Genomic DNA, 18366 nt, shown 5'->3' on the forward strand with positions numbered 1-18366 from the left:
GTCCTGACGCCTCGATGGTGAGCGGATACTTTCGGCCGCACACTCCCAATCTTGCGGTCGCTTTTCGGACGGAGTAATTCCGGTGAACGACCGCAAGATCCGGGAGGTTTGAACCGGGATCGGCTCCGTACGCTCACCGGCAGGCGTTGATCAGTTGTGTCGGTATCGGCACCGAATTGCACAGAACTTTCGTGTCCGCTGCGGTTCTCTTGTCCTGCCCTTTTCCTGGGCCTGACCCGGCCACTGATCTACTCGGCTTTCAGTCCTTCGGCAACATGTTCAAGAACGGGTGGATTGCGCATGGCGCAGAACAAGCACGGAAAGCATGGAATAGGCCGCAGGCGGCTGTTCACCTCCGCCGCCGCCATCGGCGGCACGGCGGCCCTGTCCGCCGCCGGCACCCGGGCCCTCGCCGGACCCCCGGCCGCCGCCGTGGACCCGAAGGTCTTCGGCCCGGTGGCGATCTCCGCCTCCGACGCCCAGTACACCGACCTGGTGCACGGCGCCAACCAGCGGTACGTAGGCAAGCCCGAGGCGGTCTACCTGGTGGACTCCGTCGACCAGGTCGCCGGTGTCGTGCAGAAGGCCGTCGACGGCAAGAAGCGGCTCACGGTGCGCTCCGGCGGCCACTGCCTGGAGGACTGGGTCTTCAACGCCGACGTCCAGGTCGTCCTGGACCTCTCCAAGCTGAACAAGGTCTACTTCGACTCCGAGTCGAACGCCGTCGCCGTCGAGACCGGCGCCCAGCTGCTCGACGTGTACCAGCTGCTCTACCAGGCGTGGGGCGTGACCGTACCCGGCGGCATCTGCCACTCCGTCGCCGCCGGCGGGCATGTCAGCGGCGGCGGCTGGGGCATGCTCTGCCGCCAGCTCGGCCTGGTCAGCGACTATCTGTACGCGGTCGAGGTGGTCGTCGTCGGCGCCGACGGCAAGGTCCGCACCGTGAAGGCCACCCGCGAGAAGGACGACCCGGAGCGCGATCTGTGGTGGGCGCACGCGGGCGGCGGCGGAGGCAACTTCGGCGTCGTCACGCGCTACTGGTTCCGCAGCCCCGGCGCGACCGGCGACAGCCCCAAGGAACTGCTGCCGAAGCCGCCCAGCCACGTCTACCTCAGCGCCGTCTCCTGGCCCTGGGCCGACATGACGGCCGACCGCTTCAAGACCCTGGTGCAGAACTACGGCGCGTACTTCACCGCGAACAGCGGACCCGACGCCCCGCAGCTCGCCCTCGCCAGCTTCCTCGCCCTCACCCACAAGTCCGCCGGACAGCTCGGCATGGTCACCCAGGTCGACGCGACCGTCCCCGGCGCCCGCGAGATGCTCAGCGACTACCTCGCCGCCATCAACAAGGGCCTCGGCCTCTCCCAGGGCGCCCTGACCCGGTCCATGGGCGAGTTCGGGCCGATGGCCGAGTTCGCCGAGCCGCGCAAGCTGCCCTGGCTGGACGCCACCCGCTATCTGGCGCTGACCAACCTGAACATCACCGACCCCACGTACCGCCAGGAGTACAAGTCCTCCTACATGCGGGCCAACTTCCCCGACGCGCAGGCCGCGACGCTCTACAAGCACCTGAGCCGCGACGACGTGACGCTGCCCGGCGGCTCCGTGACGCTGAGCTCCTACGGCGGCAAGGTCAACACCATCGCCCCCGAGGCGATGGCGTACCCGCACCGCGAGGCCTTCTACAAGATGATGTGGATGTCCCTGTGGCACGACGCCGCCGAGGACGACGCGTACATCGCGTGGAACCGCGAGTTCTACCGCGAGCTGTACGCGGACACCGGCGGCGTGCCCGTGCCCAACGACGTCACCGACGGCTGCTACGTCAACTACCCCGACAACGACCTGCACGACCCGCAGTACAACAGCTCCGCCACGCCGTGGCACGAGCTCTACTACCGCGGCAACTACCCGAAGCTCCAGCAGGTCAAGAAGCGGTACGACCCCACGGACTTCTTCCGCCACGCGCAGTCGATACGGCTGCCCGCCTGAACCCGCCGGCGGCCGTACCGCGGTTCCGGTACGGCCGCCGCGGCAGGCAGCGCCGAGGGCGCTCAGCGCTTGACGGCGAAGGTCAGCCCGTCGGCGAACGGGATCAGCGCCAGGTCGACCCGCTCGTCCTCGTGCACCTTGCGGTTGAAGGCGCGCAGCGCGGTCGTCTCCGAGTCCTGCTGCGTCTCGTCGATCACCGCCCCGTGCCACAGCACGTTGTCCACGACCACCAGGCCTCCGGGGCGCAGCAGTTCGAGGGCGGCCTCGTAGTACGCGTAGTAGTTCTCCTTGTCGGCGTCGATGAAGACGAAGTCGAACGACCCGGCCGCACCCTCCTCCGAAAGGAGCTTCGTGAGCGACTCGCGGGCGTCCCCGAGCCGGAAGTCGACCTTGTCGGCGACCCCGGCCCGCTTGCAGTGGTCGAGCGCCATCGCGGCCCAGTCCTCGTCGATGTCCAGGGCGACGACCTGGCCGTCCGAGGGCAGCGCGAGCGCCGTGGACAGCAGGCTGTAGCCGGTGAACACGCCGACCTCCAGCGTGCGGCGGGCGCCGAGCGCCTTCAGCAGGACCGCGAGGAACTGGCCCTGCTCCGGGGAGATCTGCATCAGGTGCAGCGGCAGCTCCGCGGTCTTCTCGCGCAATTCACGCAGGACGTCGTGTTCCCGTAGGGAGACCTCCGCGACATAGTCCTGCATGGCCTCGTTGACATCGACCTGGATCCTCATCCCTGCCACCCTCGGATCGGAGACTCGAATACGAACTCCGGTCATTAGAGCCAGCGGGAAAGAGACCGTCAAGGCGCTCTTGACCGGTTCGATAGCGGCCGTCGAGATCCCGGAAAACGCCTGTACCGATCCTTGAGCGGCTGCTGCGAAAATTGGTCGCGTCGTAATTCCCGCAGGCCGCAGCGGAGTTGTCCCGGGATTTCGCCGAGGGGAGAAATTCATGAGCACCGCCGCACGGAGTTTCAGGGACTGCCTCGGCCGGTTCGCCTCGGGTGTCACCGTCGTCACCGTGCGCTCCGGTGAGGCCGTGCACGGCGCCACGGTCAGCTCCTTCACCTCCGTCTCCCTCGAACCGCCGCTGGTCATGGTCAGCCTCGACCGGCGCAGCCGCATGTGCGCAGCCCTCGACGGAGCCGGCTTCGGCATCAACATCCTCGCCGCCGGCCAGCAGGACCTCGCCCTGCACTTCGCCGGCCGCCCCGCGCAGCCCGCCGCCCCCGTGCTCTGGGAGCCCTCCGACGGAGCCCCGCGCCTGGCCGGCGCGGCGGCCTACCTCGACTGCACCTCCTGGGCGGCCTACGACGGCGGCGACCACGTGCTGTACGTCGGCGCGGTGCGCTCCTTCGACTCCGACGACCGCGAGCCACTCGTCTTCCACGGGGGTGCCTTCCGCGCTCTCGACCGGTCGCCGAAGGAATCGGCGTGGACCGGATCCCTCGACGGCCCCGCGGACGGTGCCTGGGCGCCCGGCGTCACGGCACTCCTGACCTCCCTGGGCCACTGACCGGACAAGGACACCTGATGACCTCACAGCACCCCGACACCCCCGACACCCCCGACAGCGCCGCCACCCCCGCGACCCCCGCCACCGCGCCCCCCGGCGCCCCCAAGACCCGCCCGATGACCGGCGACGAGTACCTCGCGAGCCTCGACGACGACCGCGAGATCTACCTCTACGGCGACCGCGTCAAGAAGGTCACCGAACACCCGGCGTTCGCCAACTCGGCCCGCATGACCGCCCGCCTCTACGACGCGCTGCACGACCCGGCCACCCACGACGTGCTCACCACCCGCACCGACACCGGCAGCGACGGCTACACCCACAAGTTCTTCCGCACCCCGCGCAGCGTCCAGGACATGGTCGAGGACCGCGACGCGATCGCCCAGTGGGCCCGGCTCACGTACGGCTGGATGGGCCGCAGCCCCGACTACAAGGCCGCGTTCCTCGGCACCCTCGGCGCCAACTCCGACTACTACGCGCCGTTCCAGGACAACGCGAAGCGCTGGTACAAGGAGTCCCAGGAGAAGGTGCTCTTCTGGAACCACGCGATCATCCACCCGCCCGTCGACAGGCACCGCTCCGCCGAAGACGTCAAGGACGTCTTCGTACACGTGGAGAAGGAGACCGACGCCGGGCTGATCGTCAGCGGCGCCAAGGTCGTCGCCACCGGATCGGCGATCACCCACTTCAACTTCATCTCGCACTACGGACTCCCGCTGAAGAAGAAGGAGTTCGCGCTCGTCGCCACCATCCCCATGGGCGCGCCCGGCCTCAAGCTGATCTGCCGGCCCTCGTACTCCGCCAGCGCCGCCGTCATGGGCAGCCCCTTCGACTACCCGCTCTCCTCCCGCCTGGACGAGAACGACACCATCTTCGTCCTCGACAAGGTCCTCATCCCCTGGGAGAACGTCTTCCTGTACGGCGACGTCGACCAGGTCAACGGATTCGCCCCCAAGTCCGGCTTCATCCCCCGGCTCACCTTCCACGGCTGCATCCGCCTCGCCGTGAAGATCGACTTCATCGCCGGGCTGCTCGCCAAGGCCGTCGAGATGACCGGCACCAAGGACTTCCGCGGCATCCAGTCCCGCGTCGGCGAGGTCCTCGCCTGGCGCAACATGTTCTGGGCCCTGACCGACGCCTCCGCCCGCAACCCCGAGGAGTGGAAGGACGGCGCCCTGCTGCCGCGCCTCGACTACGGGATGGCGTACCGCTGGTTCATGACCATCGGCTACCCGCGCATCAAGGAGATCATCGAGCAGGACGTCGCCAGCGGCCTGATCTACGTCAACTCCAGCGCGGACGACTTCAAGAACCCCCAGATCCGCCCCTACCTCGACAAGTACGTGCGCGGCTCCAACGGCTACGACTCCGTCGAGCGGGTCAAGCTGATGAAGCTGCTTTGGGACGCGGTCGGCACCGAGTTCGGCGGGCGGCACGAGCTCTACGAGCGCAACTACTCCGGCAACCACGAGGCCGTGCGCTCCGACATCTTCATGACGCAGCTGGAGTCCGGCCAGATCGCCCAGTACACCGGCTTCGCGGAGCAATGCCTGAACGAGTACGACCTCGACGGCTGGACCGTGCCCGACCTGGACTCCTTCGACCGGCTCCGCAAGGGCACCGCCGACTTCCTCAACGGCGCCTGAAACGCGTCGAGTCGGCGCGGTGTTACAGAGGGTGGCGGCGTACCGGTGCGCCGCCACCCGCACCCCGATCCCAAGAGGTGGAGATGGATTCCCAGGTGGACACGGCGACACCCCCGCCGACCGCAGACAGCCCGCCACGCGTCCGCAGAACCGGCCCGGCGCTCGCCGCGCTCTTCCTCGGCACGTTCGTCATGGGCAGCGCCGAACTCGTCGTCGTCGGACTGCTCAGCCTCATCGCCCGGGACCTGCACGTCTCCGTCGACACGGCCGGCACCCTGGTCACCGCGTACGCCCTCGGCATCTGCGTCGGCGGCCCGCTCCTGACCGCCCTCACCATCCGCCACGACCGGCGCACCCTGCTGTGGCTGTCCCTCGCCGGCTACGTGGCCGGGAACCTCCTTGCCGCCCTCGCACCCGGCTTCGGCGTCCTGCTCGCCGCCCGCGCGGTGACGGGTGCCCTGCAGGGCCTGTTCCTGGGCGTGGCGTTCACAGTGGCCACCCGACTGGTCCCCGCCGCACGCATGGGCCGGGCCATCGCCGTGGTCTTCGGCGGCGTCGCCGTCTCCACCGCCCTGGGCGTCCCGCTCGGCACGCTCGCCGGTCAATTTCTCGGCTGGCAGGCCGCGTTCACCGGGATCTTCGCCCTCGGCGCGCTCGCCCTGGCCGCCACGGTCCTCCTCGTGCCGCCCGTCGACTCCGGTGCCGCACCCGGCGGCCTGCTCGCCCAGGCCCGGTACGCCTTCGCGCCGCGGGTCCTCGCCGTCCTCGGCGTCGGACTCCTGCTCCTCGGCGGCCAGTTCACGGCGTTCACGTACATCACCCCGTACCTGGAGGACGTCACCGGCATCTCCGGCGGCCTGATCAGCGCGTTCCTCCTCGCGTACGGGATCGCCACCGCGGCCGGCACCTTCCTCGGCGGGCGCGCCGCGGACCGCGCCGCCACGGCGACCCTGACCGGCGCGAACCTCGTCCTCGTCGCGGCGCTCGCCGTCCTCCACCTCACCGGCACCGCACCCCTTCCGGTGGCCCTGGCCCTCGCGGTCTGGGGCCTGGTCGGCTTCGGCCTCGTCCCGTCCCTGCAGTACCGGGTCGGCGAACTCGCGGGCCCCGGCCGCGACCTCGCGGCGACGCTCCCCGCATCGGCAGTCAACGCGGGGATCGCGGCGGGGGCGCTGGCGGGGGGAGCGGCGGTGTCCCGGGGCGGACCGGAGGACGCGATGCTGCTCGGCCTGGTGATCTGCGCTGCCGCCCTCCCGGCGACGTGGGGTACGCGGTACCTGAAGCCGCCGCCCACCGGGGCTCGAACCCCGGGCCGACGGCCGCCCGCGTCCGGGAGGGGGCGGCTCAGCGCGGCGAAGAGGTCACGGTGACCCGCAACGGCCGCCCCGTCGCCCGTATCGTCCCCGCTGACCACACCGATGTGCCCCCCTATCCGACCAGCCCCATCGGTGACATCGACCTGCCCGAGTTCGATCTCGGCGAGCCCATGAGCAATGAGGACATGGACGACATGCTGCGAGGAATGGGCCAGTGACGTTCCCTGTCGTCATCGCCGACACCAACGCCCTCATCCGCCTGCTCACCCCGCGCGAGACCGGGCACGCCGCCCACAAAGACGCCTTCAGGCAGATGGCGCACGTCGTCGTCTCCCCTCTGGTGCTGGCAGAGCTTGACCACATCGTCACCGTACGGGCCAATCCCGCAACAGCCCTCGGCTTCACTCGGTTCATCGAAACTCAGCGCAGCTTGAACCGCTTCACCGTCGCCGACGTCGCCCCTCACCTGTCGACAGCCCTGGCCGTCGCCGAGGGCTACACCGACGCACGCAACGGCAACGGCATCGCCTGACGGACGCGATGAACGTGGCCCTGGCCAAGGCCTACCGCACGGACCATCTGTTCACCACGGACAGAGGCTTCCGCATCCTCCAGCCCCTGACCGGCCACTCGGCGTTCCGCCTCCTGCCCGAAGACCTCTAGGCTGCCCCAACGGCGGTGAAGTCGGCCTCGTGTCGCGCAGGAGCCTGCGTACTCGCTCGCCGAAGGCCACCTCCCGGATCTCGACGGGCAGTGAACGGGCCAGGGCGGGCGGCTCCGCGCGGCGGAGGGTTTCCTGGACGAGGTGGGTGAACGTGGCCTCGGCGGACGCGAGTTGGGCGTGCGGGAACATCTCCCGCAAGCGGTGGTGGAGCACTCCCGGCGGCGCGCCGGTGAGGACCGCGCAGACACCCCGCTCCGTGACGGCGACCAGCGCCGGGCCCAGGGACGTCGCGCCGACCGCGGCGCTGATCACCGTGGCACGGCCGCCGTCGCGGAAGGTCCGTGGCGTCATGCCGAGGATCTCGGTCGCCGCCGCGTAGAAGTGGCCGTTGGAGTTGAAGCCGGAGCTGTAGATCGCGTCCGACACCCGCCCCGCGCCGGCCAGTTCGCGGCGGACGCGGCGCGCGCGGCCCGCCGCCAGGTAGGCGTGCGGGGTGACGCCCGTGAACGCCTTGAACATCCGGTGGAAGTGGAACCGGCTGTACCCCACCGCGCGGGCCAGCTCGTCCAGGCCCGGCGGCTCGTCCGCCGTGTCCATCAGGAGGCACGCCCGGCCCACCGCCGCCGCGAACTCGCCGCCCCCCTCCGGCTCGTCGGGGCGGCAGCGCAGGCAGGGCCGGTAGCCGGCCGCCCGCGCCTGGGCCGGCGACGGGAAGAACGCGACGTTCTCCCGCCGCGCGAGCCGCACCGCGCACGACGGCCTGCTGTACACGCCGGTGGTGCGCACGACGTAGCAGAACTCCCCGTCCGCCCGCGCGTCCCGCCGCTGCACCGCGAGCCAGCGCTCCGCGTCGGTGGCGTACGGGGACGGGGTCGGGGACGGGGACGGGGTCGGGGACGGGGTCGGTGTCGGGGGCGGTGTCTGGGCCGGGGCCGGGGCCGTCAACTCTCCGCGCCCCCGTCGACCGGAGCGGCCGGACCGGCGGCCGGAAGGAGCAGCCGGCCGCGGTCGCGCACCGTCTTCCCGCTCGCCGTGCGCGGCAGTTCCGGCACCAGGTGGTAGCGGTCCGGGGAGCCGGCGTCGCCGAGGAAACGGCGGCACCAGGAGCGCAGTTCACGCAGGTCGAGCCGGTCGAGCGGGCCGGCCACGTGCGCCTCGATGGGGTCGAGCCCGAGCACCACCGCGTCCGTGACGTGCTCGTGCGCCCGCAGTACCGTCTCGATCTCCAGGAGGTCCACGAAGCCGCCGGCGAGCGCGGGCCGCGCCGAGCCGTGCAGCCGGCCGTGCAGCCTGAGCACTCCCGTCGCCGGGTCCACGGACGCCAGGTCACGGGTGCCCATCCATCCCCCGGACCACGGCTCGTCCTCGTACAGGTAGGGAGACTGCGGTACGTGCACCTCAAGGACCCCGCCGACGACCCGGGTGCGCACCCCGGGCACCGGCACGCCCACGCTGGGGGTGCCGTACCTGCCGGTGAGGTCGGTGGCGAGGATGCCGGTCTCGGTGGTGCCGTACGCCTGCCCGATCGCCACTCCGTAGCGGTCGCGGAACGTGCGGGCGGTCGCGGGGGAGAGGGTGTCGCCGCCGGACACGGCGACCCGCAGCCGGGGAAGGGAGAGGCCGGGTTCCGCCGTGGCGAGCCAGTCGAAGTGCCAGGGGTTGCCGATCAGCACATCGGCGCCTGCGGCGGCCGCGGCCACCGCACGCGGGCTCTGTGCCGCCGGGAACACGAGGGTCGCCGCCGTGTCCAGGGCGTGCAGCACGCCGCCGATCAGCCCGAACGAGTGCGATACCGGCTCCAGGACGGCGACCCGTTCGCCGGGCCGCGGCATGCCGTCCAGGCCGCGCAGCCGGTCGAGTTCGGCAAGGAGTGACTCCGAGTACCTGCCGACCGCCTTGGGCCGGCCGGTCGTACCGGACGAGAACTGCACCACGCAGTGCCCGGTCCGCGCCCGGCGCCCGCCGGGCAGCCGCCGCACCAGCACCTCGCACTCGTCGACGAACACCCCGCGCGCCTCGGAAGGACCCCGCAGCGTGACCTGGAACCGGGGTGCGGCCCGCTCCAGGAGCGCCGCCTGTTCGCGGGCGTCCAGCTGCGGGTCGAGCAGGATGACCTGCGCGCCCAGCGACCAGAGCCCGAAGACCACCCACAGCTGGGTGAAGCTGGGTGAGCCGTGCAGCGCCACGGTGTCGCCCGCCCGGATGCCGTGACCGTGCAGTACCTCCGCCTGCCAGGCGCTCTGCCGGCGCAGGTCGGCGAAGCTGATGTCGCCGTGTCCGCTCGCCCATGTCTCGTCGTGGCCGCCGTGCGCGAGCAACTCGGCGCCCCACCAGGACCGTTCACCCATCGTCTCCCCGACCGCCGCCCCGGTGGCCGGGCCCTTGTTACGGCAGGGCCCGGCCGCTGTCCTGCCGTACTACTTCTCGACGCAGAACTCGCCCACCGGCCAGCCGACGTGCCGCTTGTCGGTGGCGACGTAGCCGAGCAGCTGGTCGCCCTTCTTCAGTTCGGTGGTGTTCAGGACGGCGGCGCCGGGGCCGAGGACACGGACGTGCCAGTCGTCCTGGACGATCAGGTTGACCTCGACGCCCTCCTCGGAGACCGCCTTGATGCCGAGCAGCGGGCGGGACTCCAGCTTGATCCGGCCGACGACGATGCGCCGGGTGCGGCCGTCGGCGCCGACCGCGAGCACGGCGCTGCCGGCCTTCAGCTCGCTCAGATAGTTGGTGCGGTTGTCCGCGCCGAGCACATAGGAGTGCAGCGCACCGGCGTTGATGCGGAACGGCCGCGTCGGCATGTACGGCAGCGGGTGCGTCTCGCTCACGCACAGCACGAAGCCGTGCGAATACGAGCCGACGAGCATGCCCTCGTCCTTCTCGAAGTGGGTGCAGGTGTCGATGCACACCCGGTCGCCGAGGCCGAGGTGCTCGATCGACTGGACGGTCAGCTTCGACAGGTTCAGGTCCGGGGTCTTGGTGCGCAGCATCTCGACCACGGCGAACACGTCGTTGGCGGTCTTGGGCGCGATGAGCACGCCCTCCGAGCCCTTCTCCAGGACGTCGACGATGATCTGCGCCTCTTCGAGGTCGGCGGCCTCACAGATCAGCTGCCCGGGGGAGCTGTCCGCGGCGGCGATGACGATCTCCAGCGGGATCTTCGTCGGGTCCTTGAACCGCACCACTGTGTACGGCAGTTCGCGGGCCGCCTCGCAGGCCAGCTTCAGGGTCGGGTCGTCGACGACGTCGACCAGGGCGGCGGTGTCCTGCTCGCCGCCGCGGTGCCGGGCCTCCAGGGTGCCGAGGCCGTCGAGGTCGGCTATCTCCCGCAGCACGATCAGGTCGTCGGCGCCCTCGGCCTTCACACCGGGGGCGAGGACGCGCTTGACGGTGTTGGGGAGGGTCGCGAGGCGCTCCGGGTCGCTGTCGACGATGGCATCGACGCGCGCGTGGATCGCCGCGTCGACGACGGCCTCGCGCTGCTCGGCGGACACGGTACGGATGTCGATCCAGGCAAACTTCACAATGCACCTGCCATTTCGGGTCGCGGGGTCGGCACCGGTGGAATCTGGTGGTGAATGAGCTGGGTCAGTTCGCGGACCGCCTTCTCGGGGGACGGGCTGGTGAACACCCGCCGTCCGACGGCGAGTCCGCTGCAGCCGACGTCGAGTGCCGTCGCTGCGAAGTCCAGGAGACTCTGGTCCGTGCCCCCACCGCCGGCGACGACGATGGGCAGCGGCGACGCGGCCACCACCTCCGCCATCCGCTCGGGCGGGCTGGCGAGCACGGTCTTGACGATGTCGACCCCGAGGTCCGCCGCGATGTTCGCGACATGCGCGAGCAGAGTCGGGTCGGCGGGGTCGCTCACCCGCGGTCCGCGCGGGTAGATCATGGCCATCAGCGGGATGCCGAAGCGGTCGCAGGCCGACGCCACCGTTCCGAGGTCGGTGAGCTGGGCCGCCTCCGTGTCGGAGCCGATGTTGACGTGCACGCTGACGGCGTCGGCGCCGAGCCGCACCGCCTCCTCCACGTCGCCGACGAGGACCTTGGCGTTGGTGTCGGGGGCGTGCGACGTGCTGGCGCTCAGGTGCACCACCAGGGAGCAGTGCGCCATCAGATGCGGCGGGATCATACGGGCCCTGCCCTTGTGCACGACGATTCCGTCGGCGCCGCCCGCCGCGATGTCCGTCACGAGTTCGGCGAACCCGGCGGCGCTCGCGACCGGGCCGTCGGAGACGGAGTGGTCGAGCGGGACGAACAGGAAGCGGCCGTCTCCCGGCCGGGACAGTCTTGCGAGGCGCACCGATTTACCGGTGAGCGGCATGCTCGACATGGACACACCTCTTCGTTGTGGTCAAAGAGATCGGACGGGACTCCGCCCGTGCTGAACCATGGCAGCGGCCACTGAAGAATCGAGCCAAGGCGGTGTCGTCGCCCCGTGTGTGTGGTGGTGTCGGTGCCCGCGCTGCGGTCAGGGCCAGTCGATGTCGCCGGGTCCGTCGGTGAAGCTGCGTGCGCGCATGGGTGTCTCCCAACAGAAGGTCCCCGCGGCGGGGACGCCATGAGTGGTCGATCAGGGCCTCGGCCCGGCGTGTGCCATCAATCTAGATCGCGCCGAACGGGTGAGGCAAGGTCACTTGCCAAGACTTGCCAATTCTCTTACATGCGGCGCGGGTGCGGCGCTTGACGTTCTCGTAGCAGGGAATTGTCATACAGAGCTGGGGAGTTGGGCTGCGTGCAGGCGTCCCACAGGTGCGGTGAGGTGGCGTTTTCGGTCGCCACCCAGGCAGCCCACGGTTAAGTAGAGGCAAGAGGATTTGCCAATCGATGTTGACTCTCTTGGCAACGGCGTGCCACGCTCCTGGCACCGGACCGCTCGATCGAGCCGCACCCTCCGGTCACCACTCAGCCATGAAGAACGGAGCTCCCACCCGTGTCCGTGCAGACGATCTACGCACCCCCGCACTCCCCTGAGCTGGACGACGAACAGGTCGCCGGGTTCGAGCGGTCCGGATACCTCGTGTTGCCCGGGTTCCTCCCCGACGACCTGGTGGACCGGGTCAAGCCGGAGGTCGACCTCTGGGTCGACAGCGGCCTGCGCGCCCAGACCATCGCGTCCGTACTCGACCCCGACACCCACGGGGTCCCGACCCTCATGGAACTCGACCTGCCCGCCCACGGCGAACTGCTCGCCCACGCACCGCTGTTGCGGGCCATCGGCAGGCTCATCGGCCCGCGCTTCGTGCACCACCACATGCACAGCGACCGGCACGCCCCCGACCTCCCCGGCAAGGCCTGGCACCACGACTACGAGCAGCGCGTCCAGTCCCACCGCACCCACGGCATGATCCACGCCCTGCACTACCTCGACGGCATAGCCCCCGACATGGCCGGCCTCGCCGTGCTCCCCGGCTCGCACCTGGAGGTCGCCGAGAAGTCCGCGCGCGCTCACCTCGGCACCGACGTGCTGCCCGGCGAGGTGTTCATCGAGGACCTGCCGCCCGGCTCGACCGTGCTGCTGCACTCGGCCCTGTTCCACACCCGCCGCGCCAAGCCCGAACACCCCGGCCGCCCGCGCTACTTCGTCGACGCCTCCTACTGCCAGACCGGCACGCTCTGGCCGCCGGTCAAGCCGTACTGGCGGGACATGCTGAGCCGCGGCAGGCAGCGCGGACTCGGCGGCACCGACTGGCCCGAGCTCTTCGCCGAGGAGCACTTCAGCGACTACACCAAGCCCGAGTAAGGGGGCGGACAGATGCTGTACGCGGGAATCTCCTGGCACGCGGGCGGATACCGCCTCGCCGTGCTCGGCCCGGACGGCGACCGGGCCCTGACCCCCATCGACTACGCCGCACCCCACGCCGACGAACTGATCCGCAGACTGCGGCAGTTGGACACCCCGGACACCCCCGTCACCGTCGCCGTGGAATCCACCAACGGCACCCTCGACGGCCGGCTCATGGCCGCCGGCCTGCGCGTCCACCGAGCCGACCCCTGGCTGCTGCCCGAGCGGCCGCTGTTCGGCTCCGTACCGGCGGAGGACCTGGCCGGCGCGAGCCTGAACGCCGCGGTGGGCCTGGTGCCGCTCCAGGCCCACCGCGGCACCCAGACGGGACGCGAGGAGCAGCTCGCCGACCAGATAGCCGCCTCGGCCGACGCCGACCGTGAACTCACCGCCGCCGGGCGCCTCTTCGGCCACGGCCCCCGCGACCGCCGCGAGGTCGCGCTCACCTTCGACGACGGCCCGCTGCCCCCGTACACCGGGCAGATCCTCGACATCCTGGAGGGCTACGGCATCCCGGCGACGTTCTTCTGCGTCGGCATCAACTCCGGCGGCTTCGCCGAGGAACTGGCCCGGATGCGGGAACAGGGCCACGCCATCGGCAACCACACCTGGTCCCACCCGTTCCTGCCCGAACTGACCGGGCCCCAGCTGGCCGAGCAGATCGACCGCACCGCCGAGGCCATCGCCGAGGCGAGCGGCGGCCCGGCACCCCGCCTGTTCCGGCCGCCCTACGGCGCCCGCACCCCCGAAGTCCTCGGCCGGCTGAGCCGGTTCGACGCCACCACACTGCTGTGGGACGTGGCACCCGACGACTGGGCACTGCGCCGGGCCGACGCCATCGCCCGCGACGTACTCGCCGACGTACGGCCCGGCTCCGTCGTCCTGCTGCACGACGGCGGCGGCGACCGCTCGCCCACCGTGGCGGCGCTCGCCCCGATCATCGAGGGCCTCCTGGAGGACGGCTACACCTTCGTCCGCGCCGACACCCTCGTCGACCGCGCCGCCACCGCCCCGGTCGGTGCCCCATGACCAACTGGGCAGGAAACATCGACCTCGGGCGGGCGGAGCCGGCCCGGCCCGAGTCCGTCGACGCACTGCGCCGCACCGTCGCGGGCAGCGCCCACGTCCGCGCACTCGGCGCACGCCACTCCTTCTCCGGCATCCTGGCGACGGCAGGCACCTTCGTCCAGCTCGACCGGCTGCCGCAGACGGTCGACATCGACCCCGACGCCGGCACCGCGACCGTCACGGCAGGCATGCGCTACACCGACGTGGCCGCCGCCCTGCACCGCTCCGGGCGCGCCCTCGCCAACCTGGCGTCCCTCCCTGACATCACCGTCGCCGGGGCGTGCGCCACCGGCACCCACGGCTCCGGCGACACCCTGCAGGGCCTCGCCGCCGCCGTGGTCGGCCTCCAACTCGTCGGCCCCGAAGGCGACTTGACGGAACTCAGCCGCGACGGCGACCACGACACCTTCGCCGGTTCGGTGGTCGCCCTCGGCGCCCTGGGGGTCGTCACCCGCCTCACCCTGCGGACCGAGCCCGCCTACCAGATGGCCCAGACCGTACGGGTGGGGGTGGCGCTCGACGCGGTGCGGGACCGCTTCGACTCCGTGTTCGGCGCCGCCCACAGCGTCAGCGTGTTCACCCGGTGGGACGGCGACGCCGCCGTATGGCTCAAGCGGCGCACCGACCGGCCCGCGCCCGGCCTGACCCTCGGCACCCCGGCCGAAGGCCCGCTGAACCCCGTGCCCGGAGCCGACCCGGCGCCCTGCACCGACCAGTCGGGCACCCCCGGGCCGTGGCACGAACGGCTCCCGCACATCCGCCCCGGCACCACCCCGCGCAGCGGCGACGAGCTGCAGTCCGAGTACTTCCTGCCGCGCACCGCCGCAACCGCCGCGATCACCCGGCTGTGCGCCCTCGGCGCCCTGATCGCCCCCGCCCTGAAGGTCGGCGAGATACGCACCGTGCGCGCCGACGACCTGTGGCTCAGCCCCGCCTACGCACAGGACTCGGTGGCGTTCCACTTCACCTGGACCAGGAACACCGCCCGGGTGTGGCCGGCCGTCGCCGCCGTCGAGGAGGCGCTGGCGCCGCTCGGGGCGCGCCCGCACTGGGCCAAGCTCACCACGCTGACCGGGCCCGGCCTCCGGTCCCGCTACCTGCGCGCGCCCGACTTCCGGGAACTGCGGGCGAAGCACGACCCGGACGGCAAGTTCGCCCACCCCGTCGTCGACGCACTGACCCAGGACCGCCCGGGCCCCGGAACGCCCGGATCTCACGGATCCCCCCACCCCCAGGAGGTGCCCGCATGGAGCGGCGAGTTCTGACCCGGGCCGAGCGGAAAGTCTCCGTGATCGGCCTCGGCACCTGGCAGTTCGGCGACGGCTGGAGCCACGTCGGGGAACGCGACGTACACGCCATCCTCGACGCCGCCATGGCATCCGGCGTCGACCTCATCGACACCGCCGACGTGTACGGCGACGGCCGCAGCGAACAGCTCATCGGCCAGTTCCTCCGGAACTACCGCACCTCGCCCGGCGAGCGCCCCACCGTCGCCACCAAACTCGGCCGCCGCGGACCGCAGGAGCTCGGGGCGTTCACCCTCGACAACTTCCGCGCCTGGACCGACCGTTCACGCGCCAACCTGGGCGTCGACACCCTCGACCTGGTGCAGCTGCACACCCCGCCGGACGCCGTGTTCACCTCCGACGCGGTGTACGACGCACTGGACGTCCTCGTCGACGAGGGCCGCGTCGCGGCGTACGGCGTCAGCGTGGAGACCTGCGCCCAGGCCCTGGCCGCGATCGCCCGCCCGAACGTCGCCTCGGTGCAGATCATCCTCAACGTGTTCCGGCGCAAACCCCTCGAACGCGTCCTGCCCGCCGCCCGGGACGCCGGCATCGGCATCATCGCCCGCGTCCCGCTCGCATCGGGACTCCTGTCCGGGAAGTTCCGGCACGACACCGTCTTCGCCGCCGACGACCACCGCACGTACAACCGGCACGGCGAGATGTTCGACGTCGGCGAGACCTTCTCCGGCGTCGACTACGAGACCGGGGTGGCCGCCGCCGCCGAGTTCACCGCACTCGCCCCGCCGGGCCTCACCGCCGCCCAGCTCGCCCTGCGCTGGATCACCCAGCAGGACGGCGTCACCACCGTCATCCCCGGCGCCAGCTCCGTCGGCCAGGCCCGCGCCAACGCCGCTGCCGGCCACCTGGCACCGCTGCCCGACGCCACCCTCGACCGGCTGCGCGAGCTGTACGACCACCGCATCCGCGGCGCGGTGCACCAGCACTGGTGACCGCCGCACCACCGCACACCACCGACCGCACACACATGCTTTCCCTTCCAGGAGCCACAGGATGAAGATCGCGGGAGAGACCGTCCTCCTCACCGGAGCGACCGGAGGCATCGGCCGGGTCCTCGCCGAACACCTCACCGCAGCGGGCGCCGACCTGACCGTCACCGGCCGCGACGCCGACGCACTGCGCGAGCTCGCCGCCCCGCTCGGCGCCCGCTGGATCCCCGCCGACCTCGCCGACCCGGACGACGTGACCCGGCTCGCCGAACACTGCGCCGGCAGCAGCGTCCTGGTGGCCAACGCGGCGCTGCCCGCGAGCGGCGACCTGCTCGAGTACACGCCCGAGCAGATCGACCGGGCCCTCTCCGTCAACCTGAGCTCGGTGGCCCTCCTGGCCCGGCTGCTCGCCCCCGCGATGGTCGACGCGGGCCGTGGACACCTCGCCTTCGTCGGGTCCATGTCGGGCAAGGCCGCCACTCCACAGTCCTCGCTCTACACCGCGTCCAAGTTCGGGCTGCGCGGCTTCGCCCACGCCCTGCGCCTCGACCTGCGCACGGCGGGCGTCGGGGTCTCCCTGGTCCAGCCCGGCTTCGTCGGCGAGGCGGGCATGTTCGCCAGGACCGGGGCGCCGCTGCCGCGCGGCGCCCGCACCGTCACCCCCGGCCAGGTCGCGACGGCGGTGCTCCGGGCCGTCGAACGCGACCGCGCCGAGATCAACATCGCGCCGCTGAAACTCCGCGCCCTGTGCGCCCTCGCGGTGCAGTTCCCCACCGCCGCGGCCCGGCTGCAGCGCCGCGGCGCCCCGGACGGCGCGGGCCCGCTGATCGTCGAGGCCCAGCGAGCCTCCCGCTGACCCCCGGCCGCCCCGCCCCCAACGAACCCCGCACGAGGAGTAGGCACATGAAGGACACCGTTCTGGTCATCGGCTCGGGATACCGGCACTTCCGGGAGTACGCCCTGCGCGGCCTCGCCGAGCGCCACCGCGTCGTCCTGATCGGACCGCCCCCGCTGGACTGGCAGTTGGCGTACGTCGCCGACCACCGGGAGGCCGACCTCAAGGACCGGGACGCGGTGTTCGCGGCCGCCGCGGAACTGGCGGCCGCCCACCCCGTCACCGGCGTCATCACCTGGGAGGAGATGAACATCGCCCTGGCCGCCGAGACCGGCGACCGGATCGGCGTGCGCACCATGCCCGTCGACGCGGCACGCGCCTGCCGGGACAAGGCGCGGCAGCGCGAGACCTTCCAGGAGCAGGGCGTGCCCTCGGCACGGTTCCGGCTCGCGGGCTCCGCCGCCGAGGCCGTCGCGGCCGCCGACTCCCTCGGCTACCCGGTGGTGGTCAAGCCCCGTGGCCGGGCCGCGAGCGTCGCCGTCCAGATCGTCCGCACCGAGGCCGAGCTGCGGGCCGCGTTCGACTTCGCCCGCGGCTCGGAGGCCGCGGCCATCGATGACGGGCTCGTCCTCGTGGAGGAGTTCCTCGCGGGCGAGGAGATCAGCGTGGACAGCTGGGTCCTCGACGGCCGGGTCGAGCCCTATGTGATCGCGCTGAAGCGCACCGGCTACGCGCCGTTCTTCGAAGAGGTGGCGCACGTCGCCGGCGACGTACTGGACAGCGCCACCGAAGCCGCGGTCCGCGACGTCGTGATCCGCGCGAACAACGCCCTCGGCATCGACCGCACCCTCACCCACACCGAGCTGATGCTCACCGCCGACGGCCCCAAGGTCATCGAGGTCAACGGCCGGCTCGGCGGCGAACTCATCCCGCGCCTGGCCGAGATCGCCGTCCCCGGACTGTCCGTCGGCGCCCTCCTCGGCGCGGTCGCCACGGGCCGCGCACCCGGGCCCGTCGCCCGCCCCGAGCGGCTGGTCGGCATCCGCTTCCTCTACCCGGAGGCGGACCTGACGTTCGACGACATCGACGTCCCGGCGGCGCTCGCCGACGAGCCCTGGCTGCACGAGGTGCGCCGGGTCAGCGCACCCGGCACCGAACTGCGCCTGCCGCCACGGCAGTTCCTCGGCCGGGCCGGATACGCCATCGCCACCGGCGCCGACGTCCCCGAGATCGACAGCCGCCTGCACACCCTCGCCGAGCGCACCGCCGTGCTCGGCACGCCCCTCACTGTCCCCGAGCCGCTCGCCGCCTAGGCCGCGTC

The 18366-nt window shown here is 71.7% G+C and carries 17 protein-coding genes; 12 read left to right on the forward strand and 5 right to left on the reverse strand.

The features are described from left to right. Nucleotides 1–300: 300 nt before the first annotated feature. Nucleotides 301–1992, forward strand: coding sequence for an FAD-binding oxidoreductase (locus RCO28_RS31160; RefSeq protein ID WP_308944663.1), 1692 nt, complete (start codon nt 301–303; stop codon nt 1990–1992). Between the two features lie 62 nt (nt 1993–2054). On the opposite strand, the gene RCO28_RS31165 is transcribed toward RCO28_RS31160, so the two are convergent. After that, the gene (locus RCO28_RS31165; protein ID WP_308944664.1) at nt 2055–2717 is read right to left on the reverse strand and encodes a class I SAM-dependent methyltransferase; all 663 of its coding nucleotides are present in this window, start codon (nt 2715–2717) and stop codon (nt 2055–2057) included. Between the two features lie 220 nt (nt 2718–2937). On the opposite strand from RCO28_RS31165, the gene RCO28_RS31170 reads away from it, so the two are divergent. The 5 genes from RCO28_RS31170 to RCO28_RS31190 all read left to right on the forward strand — a co-directional run bounded on the left by RCO28_RS31170 (nt 2938) and on the right by RCO28_RS31190 (nt 6992). Continuing rightward, the gene (locus RCO28_RS31170) at nt 2938–3501 is read left to right on the forward strand and encodes a flavin reductase family protein (protein ID WP_308944665.1); all 564 of its coding nucleotides are present in this window, start codon (nt 2938–2940) and stop codon (nt 3499–3501) included. Nucleotides 3502–3617: 116 nt separating this feature from the next. Beyond that, nucleotides 3618–5144 (forward strand): 4-hydroxyphenylacetate 3-hydroxylase N-terminal domain-containing protein, encoded by a 1527-nt coding sequence (locus RCO28_RS31175; RefSeq protein WP_308944747.1) that lies wholly within the window; start codon nt 3618–3620, stop codon nt 5142–5144. An 83-nt stretch (nt 5145–5227) separates the two neighbouring features. Then, the gene (locus tag RCO28_RS31180; RefSeq protein ID WP_308944666.1) at nt 5228–6514 is read left to right on the forward strand and encodes an MFS transporter; all 1287 of its coding nucleotides are present in this window, start codon (nt 5228–5230) and stop codon (nt 6512–6514) included. After that, entirely contained in the window at nt 6511–6678 is a 168-nt protein-coding gene (locus tag RCO28_RS31185; RefSeq protein WP_308944667.1) for a hypothetical protein, read from the forward strand. Before RCO28_RS31180 ends, RCO28_RS31185 begins: the two co-directional genes overlap by 4 nt. Next, nucleotides 6675–6992: a PIN domain-containing protein gene (locus RCO28_RS31190; protein WP_308944668.1), complete on the forward strand. Its 318-nt coding sequence runs from the start codon at nt 6675–6677 to the stop codon at nt 6990–6992. Before RCO28_RS31185 ends, RCO28_RS31190 begins: the two co-directional genes overlap by 4 nt. A gap of 51 nt (nt 6993–7043) precedes the next feature. Here RCO28_RS31190 and RCO28_RS31195 read toward each other — a convergent pair whose 3' ends face one another. The 4 genes from RCO28_RS31195 to RCO28_RS31210 form a co-directional block, all read right to left on the reverse strand. Then, nucleotides 7044–8069: an Ada metal-binding domain-containing protein gene (locus RCO28_RS31195; RefSeq protein WP_308944669.1), complete on the reverse strand. Its 1026-nt coding sequence runs from the start codon at nt 8067–8069 to the stop codon at nt 7044–7046. Continuing rightward, entirely contained in the window at nt 8066–9472 is a 1407-nt protein-coding gene (locus tag RCO28_RS31200) for a class I adenylate-forming enzyme family protein (protein WP_308944670.1), read from the reverse strand. Before RCO28_RS31200 ends, RCO28_RS31195 begins: the two co-directional genes overlap by 4 nt. A 69-nt stretch (nt 9473–9541) precedes the next feature. Beyond that, nucleotides 9542–10645: a 3-dehydroquinate synthase II gene (locus RCO28_RS31205; RefSeq protein ID WP_308944671.1), complete on the reverse strand. Its 1104-nt coding sequence runs from the start codon at nt 10643–10645 to the stop codon at nt 9542–9544. Then, nucleotides 10642–11445: a 2-amino-3,7-dideoxy-D-threo-hept-6-ulosonate synthase gene (locus tag RCO28_RS31210; protein ID WP_308944748.1), complete on the reverse strand. Its 804-nt coding sequence runs from the start codon at nt 11443–11445 to the stop codon at nt 10642–10644. Before RCO28_RS31210 ends, RCO28_RS31205 begins: the two co-directional genes overlap by 4 nt. A gap of 609 nt (nt 11446–12054) precedes the next feature. Between RCO28_RS31210 and RCO28_RS31215 the strand changes: the two genes are divergently transcribed. The 6 genes from RCO28_RS31215 to RCO28_RS31240 all read left to right on the forward strand — a co-directional run bounded on the left by RCO28_RS31215 (nt 12055) and on the right by RCO28_RS31240 (nt 18358). After that, nucleotides 12055–12864, forward strand: coding sequence for a phytanoyl-CoA dioxygenase family protein (locus RCO28_RS31215; protein WP_308944672.1), 810 nt, complete (start codon nt 12055–12057; stop codon nt 12862–12864). A gap of 12 nt (nt 12865–12876) precedes the next feature. Then, nucleotides 12877–13935: a polysaccharide deacetylase family protein gene (locus RCO28_RS31220; protein ID WP_308944673.1), complete on the forward strand. Its 1059-nt coding sequence runs from the start codon at nt 12877–12879 to the stop codon at nt 13933–13935. Further along, nucleotides 13932–15239 (forward strand): FAD-binding protein, encoded by a 1308-nt coding sequence (locus tag RCO28_RS31225; RefSeq protein ID WP_308944674.1) that lies wholly within the window; start codon nt 13932–13934, stop codon nt 15237–15239. Before RCO28_RS31220 ends, RCO28_RS31225 begins: the two co-directional genes overlap by 4 nt. After that, complete coding sequence (locus tag RCO28_RS31230; protein WP_308944675.1) at nt 15221–16213, forward strand: aldo/keto reductase; 993 nt, start codon at nt 15221–15223, stop codon at nt 16211–16213. The genes RCO28_RS31225 and RCO28_RS31230 overlap by 19 nt, the downstream gene beginning before the upstream one ends. Before the next feature lie 61 nt (nt 16214–16274). Next, on the forward strand, nt 16275–17066 hold the full coding sequence (locus RCO28_RS31235; protein ID WP_308944676.1) for an SDR family NAD(P)-dependent oxidoreductase: 792 nt from the start codon (nt 16275–16277) through the stop codon (nt 17064–17066). Nucleotides 17067–17113: 47 nt separating this feature from the next. Then, on the forward strand, nt 17114–18358 hold the full coding sequence (locus RCO28_RS31240) for an ATP-grasp domain-containing protein (RefSeq protein WP_308944677.1): 1245 nt from the start codon (nt 17114–17116) through the stop codon (nt 18356–18358). Nucleotides 18359–18366 lie beyond the last annotated feature (8 nt).

Source organism: Streptomyces sp. LHD-70 (genome assembly GCF_031157275.1).
In the GTDB taxonomy this organism is placed as follows: Bacteria; Actinomycetota; Actinomycetes; order Streptomycetales; family Streptomycetaceae; genus Streptomyces.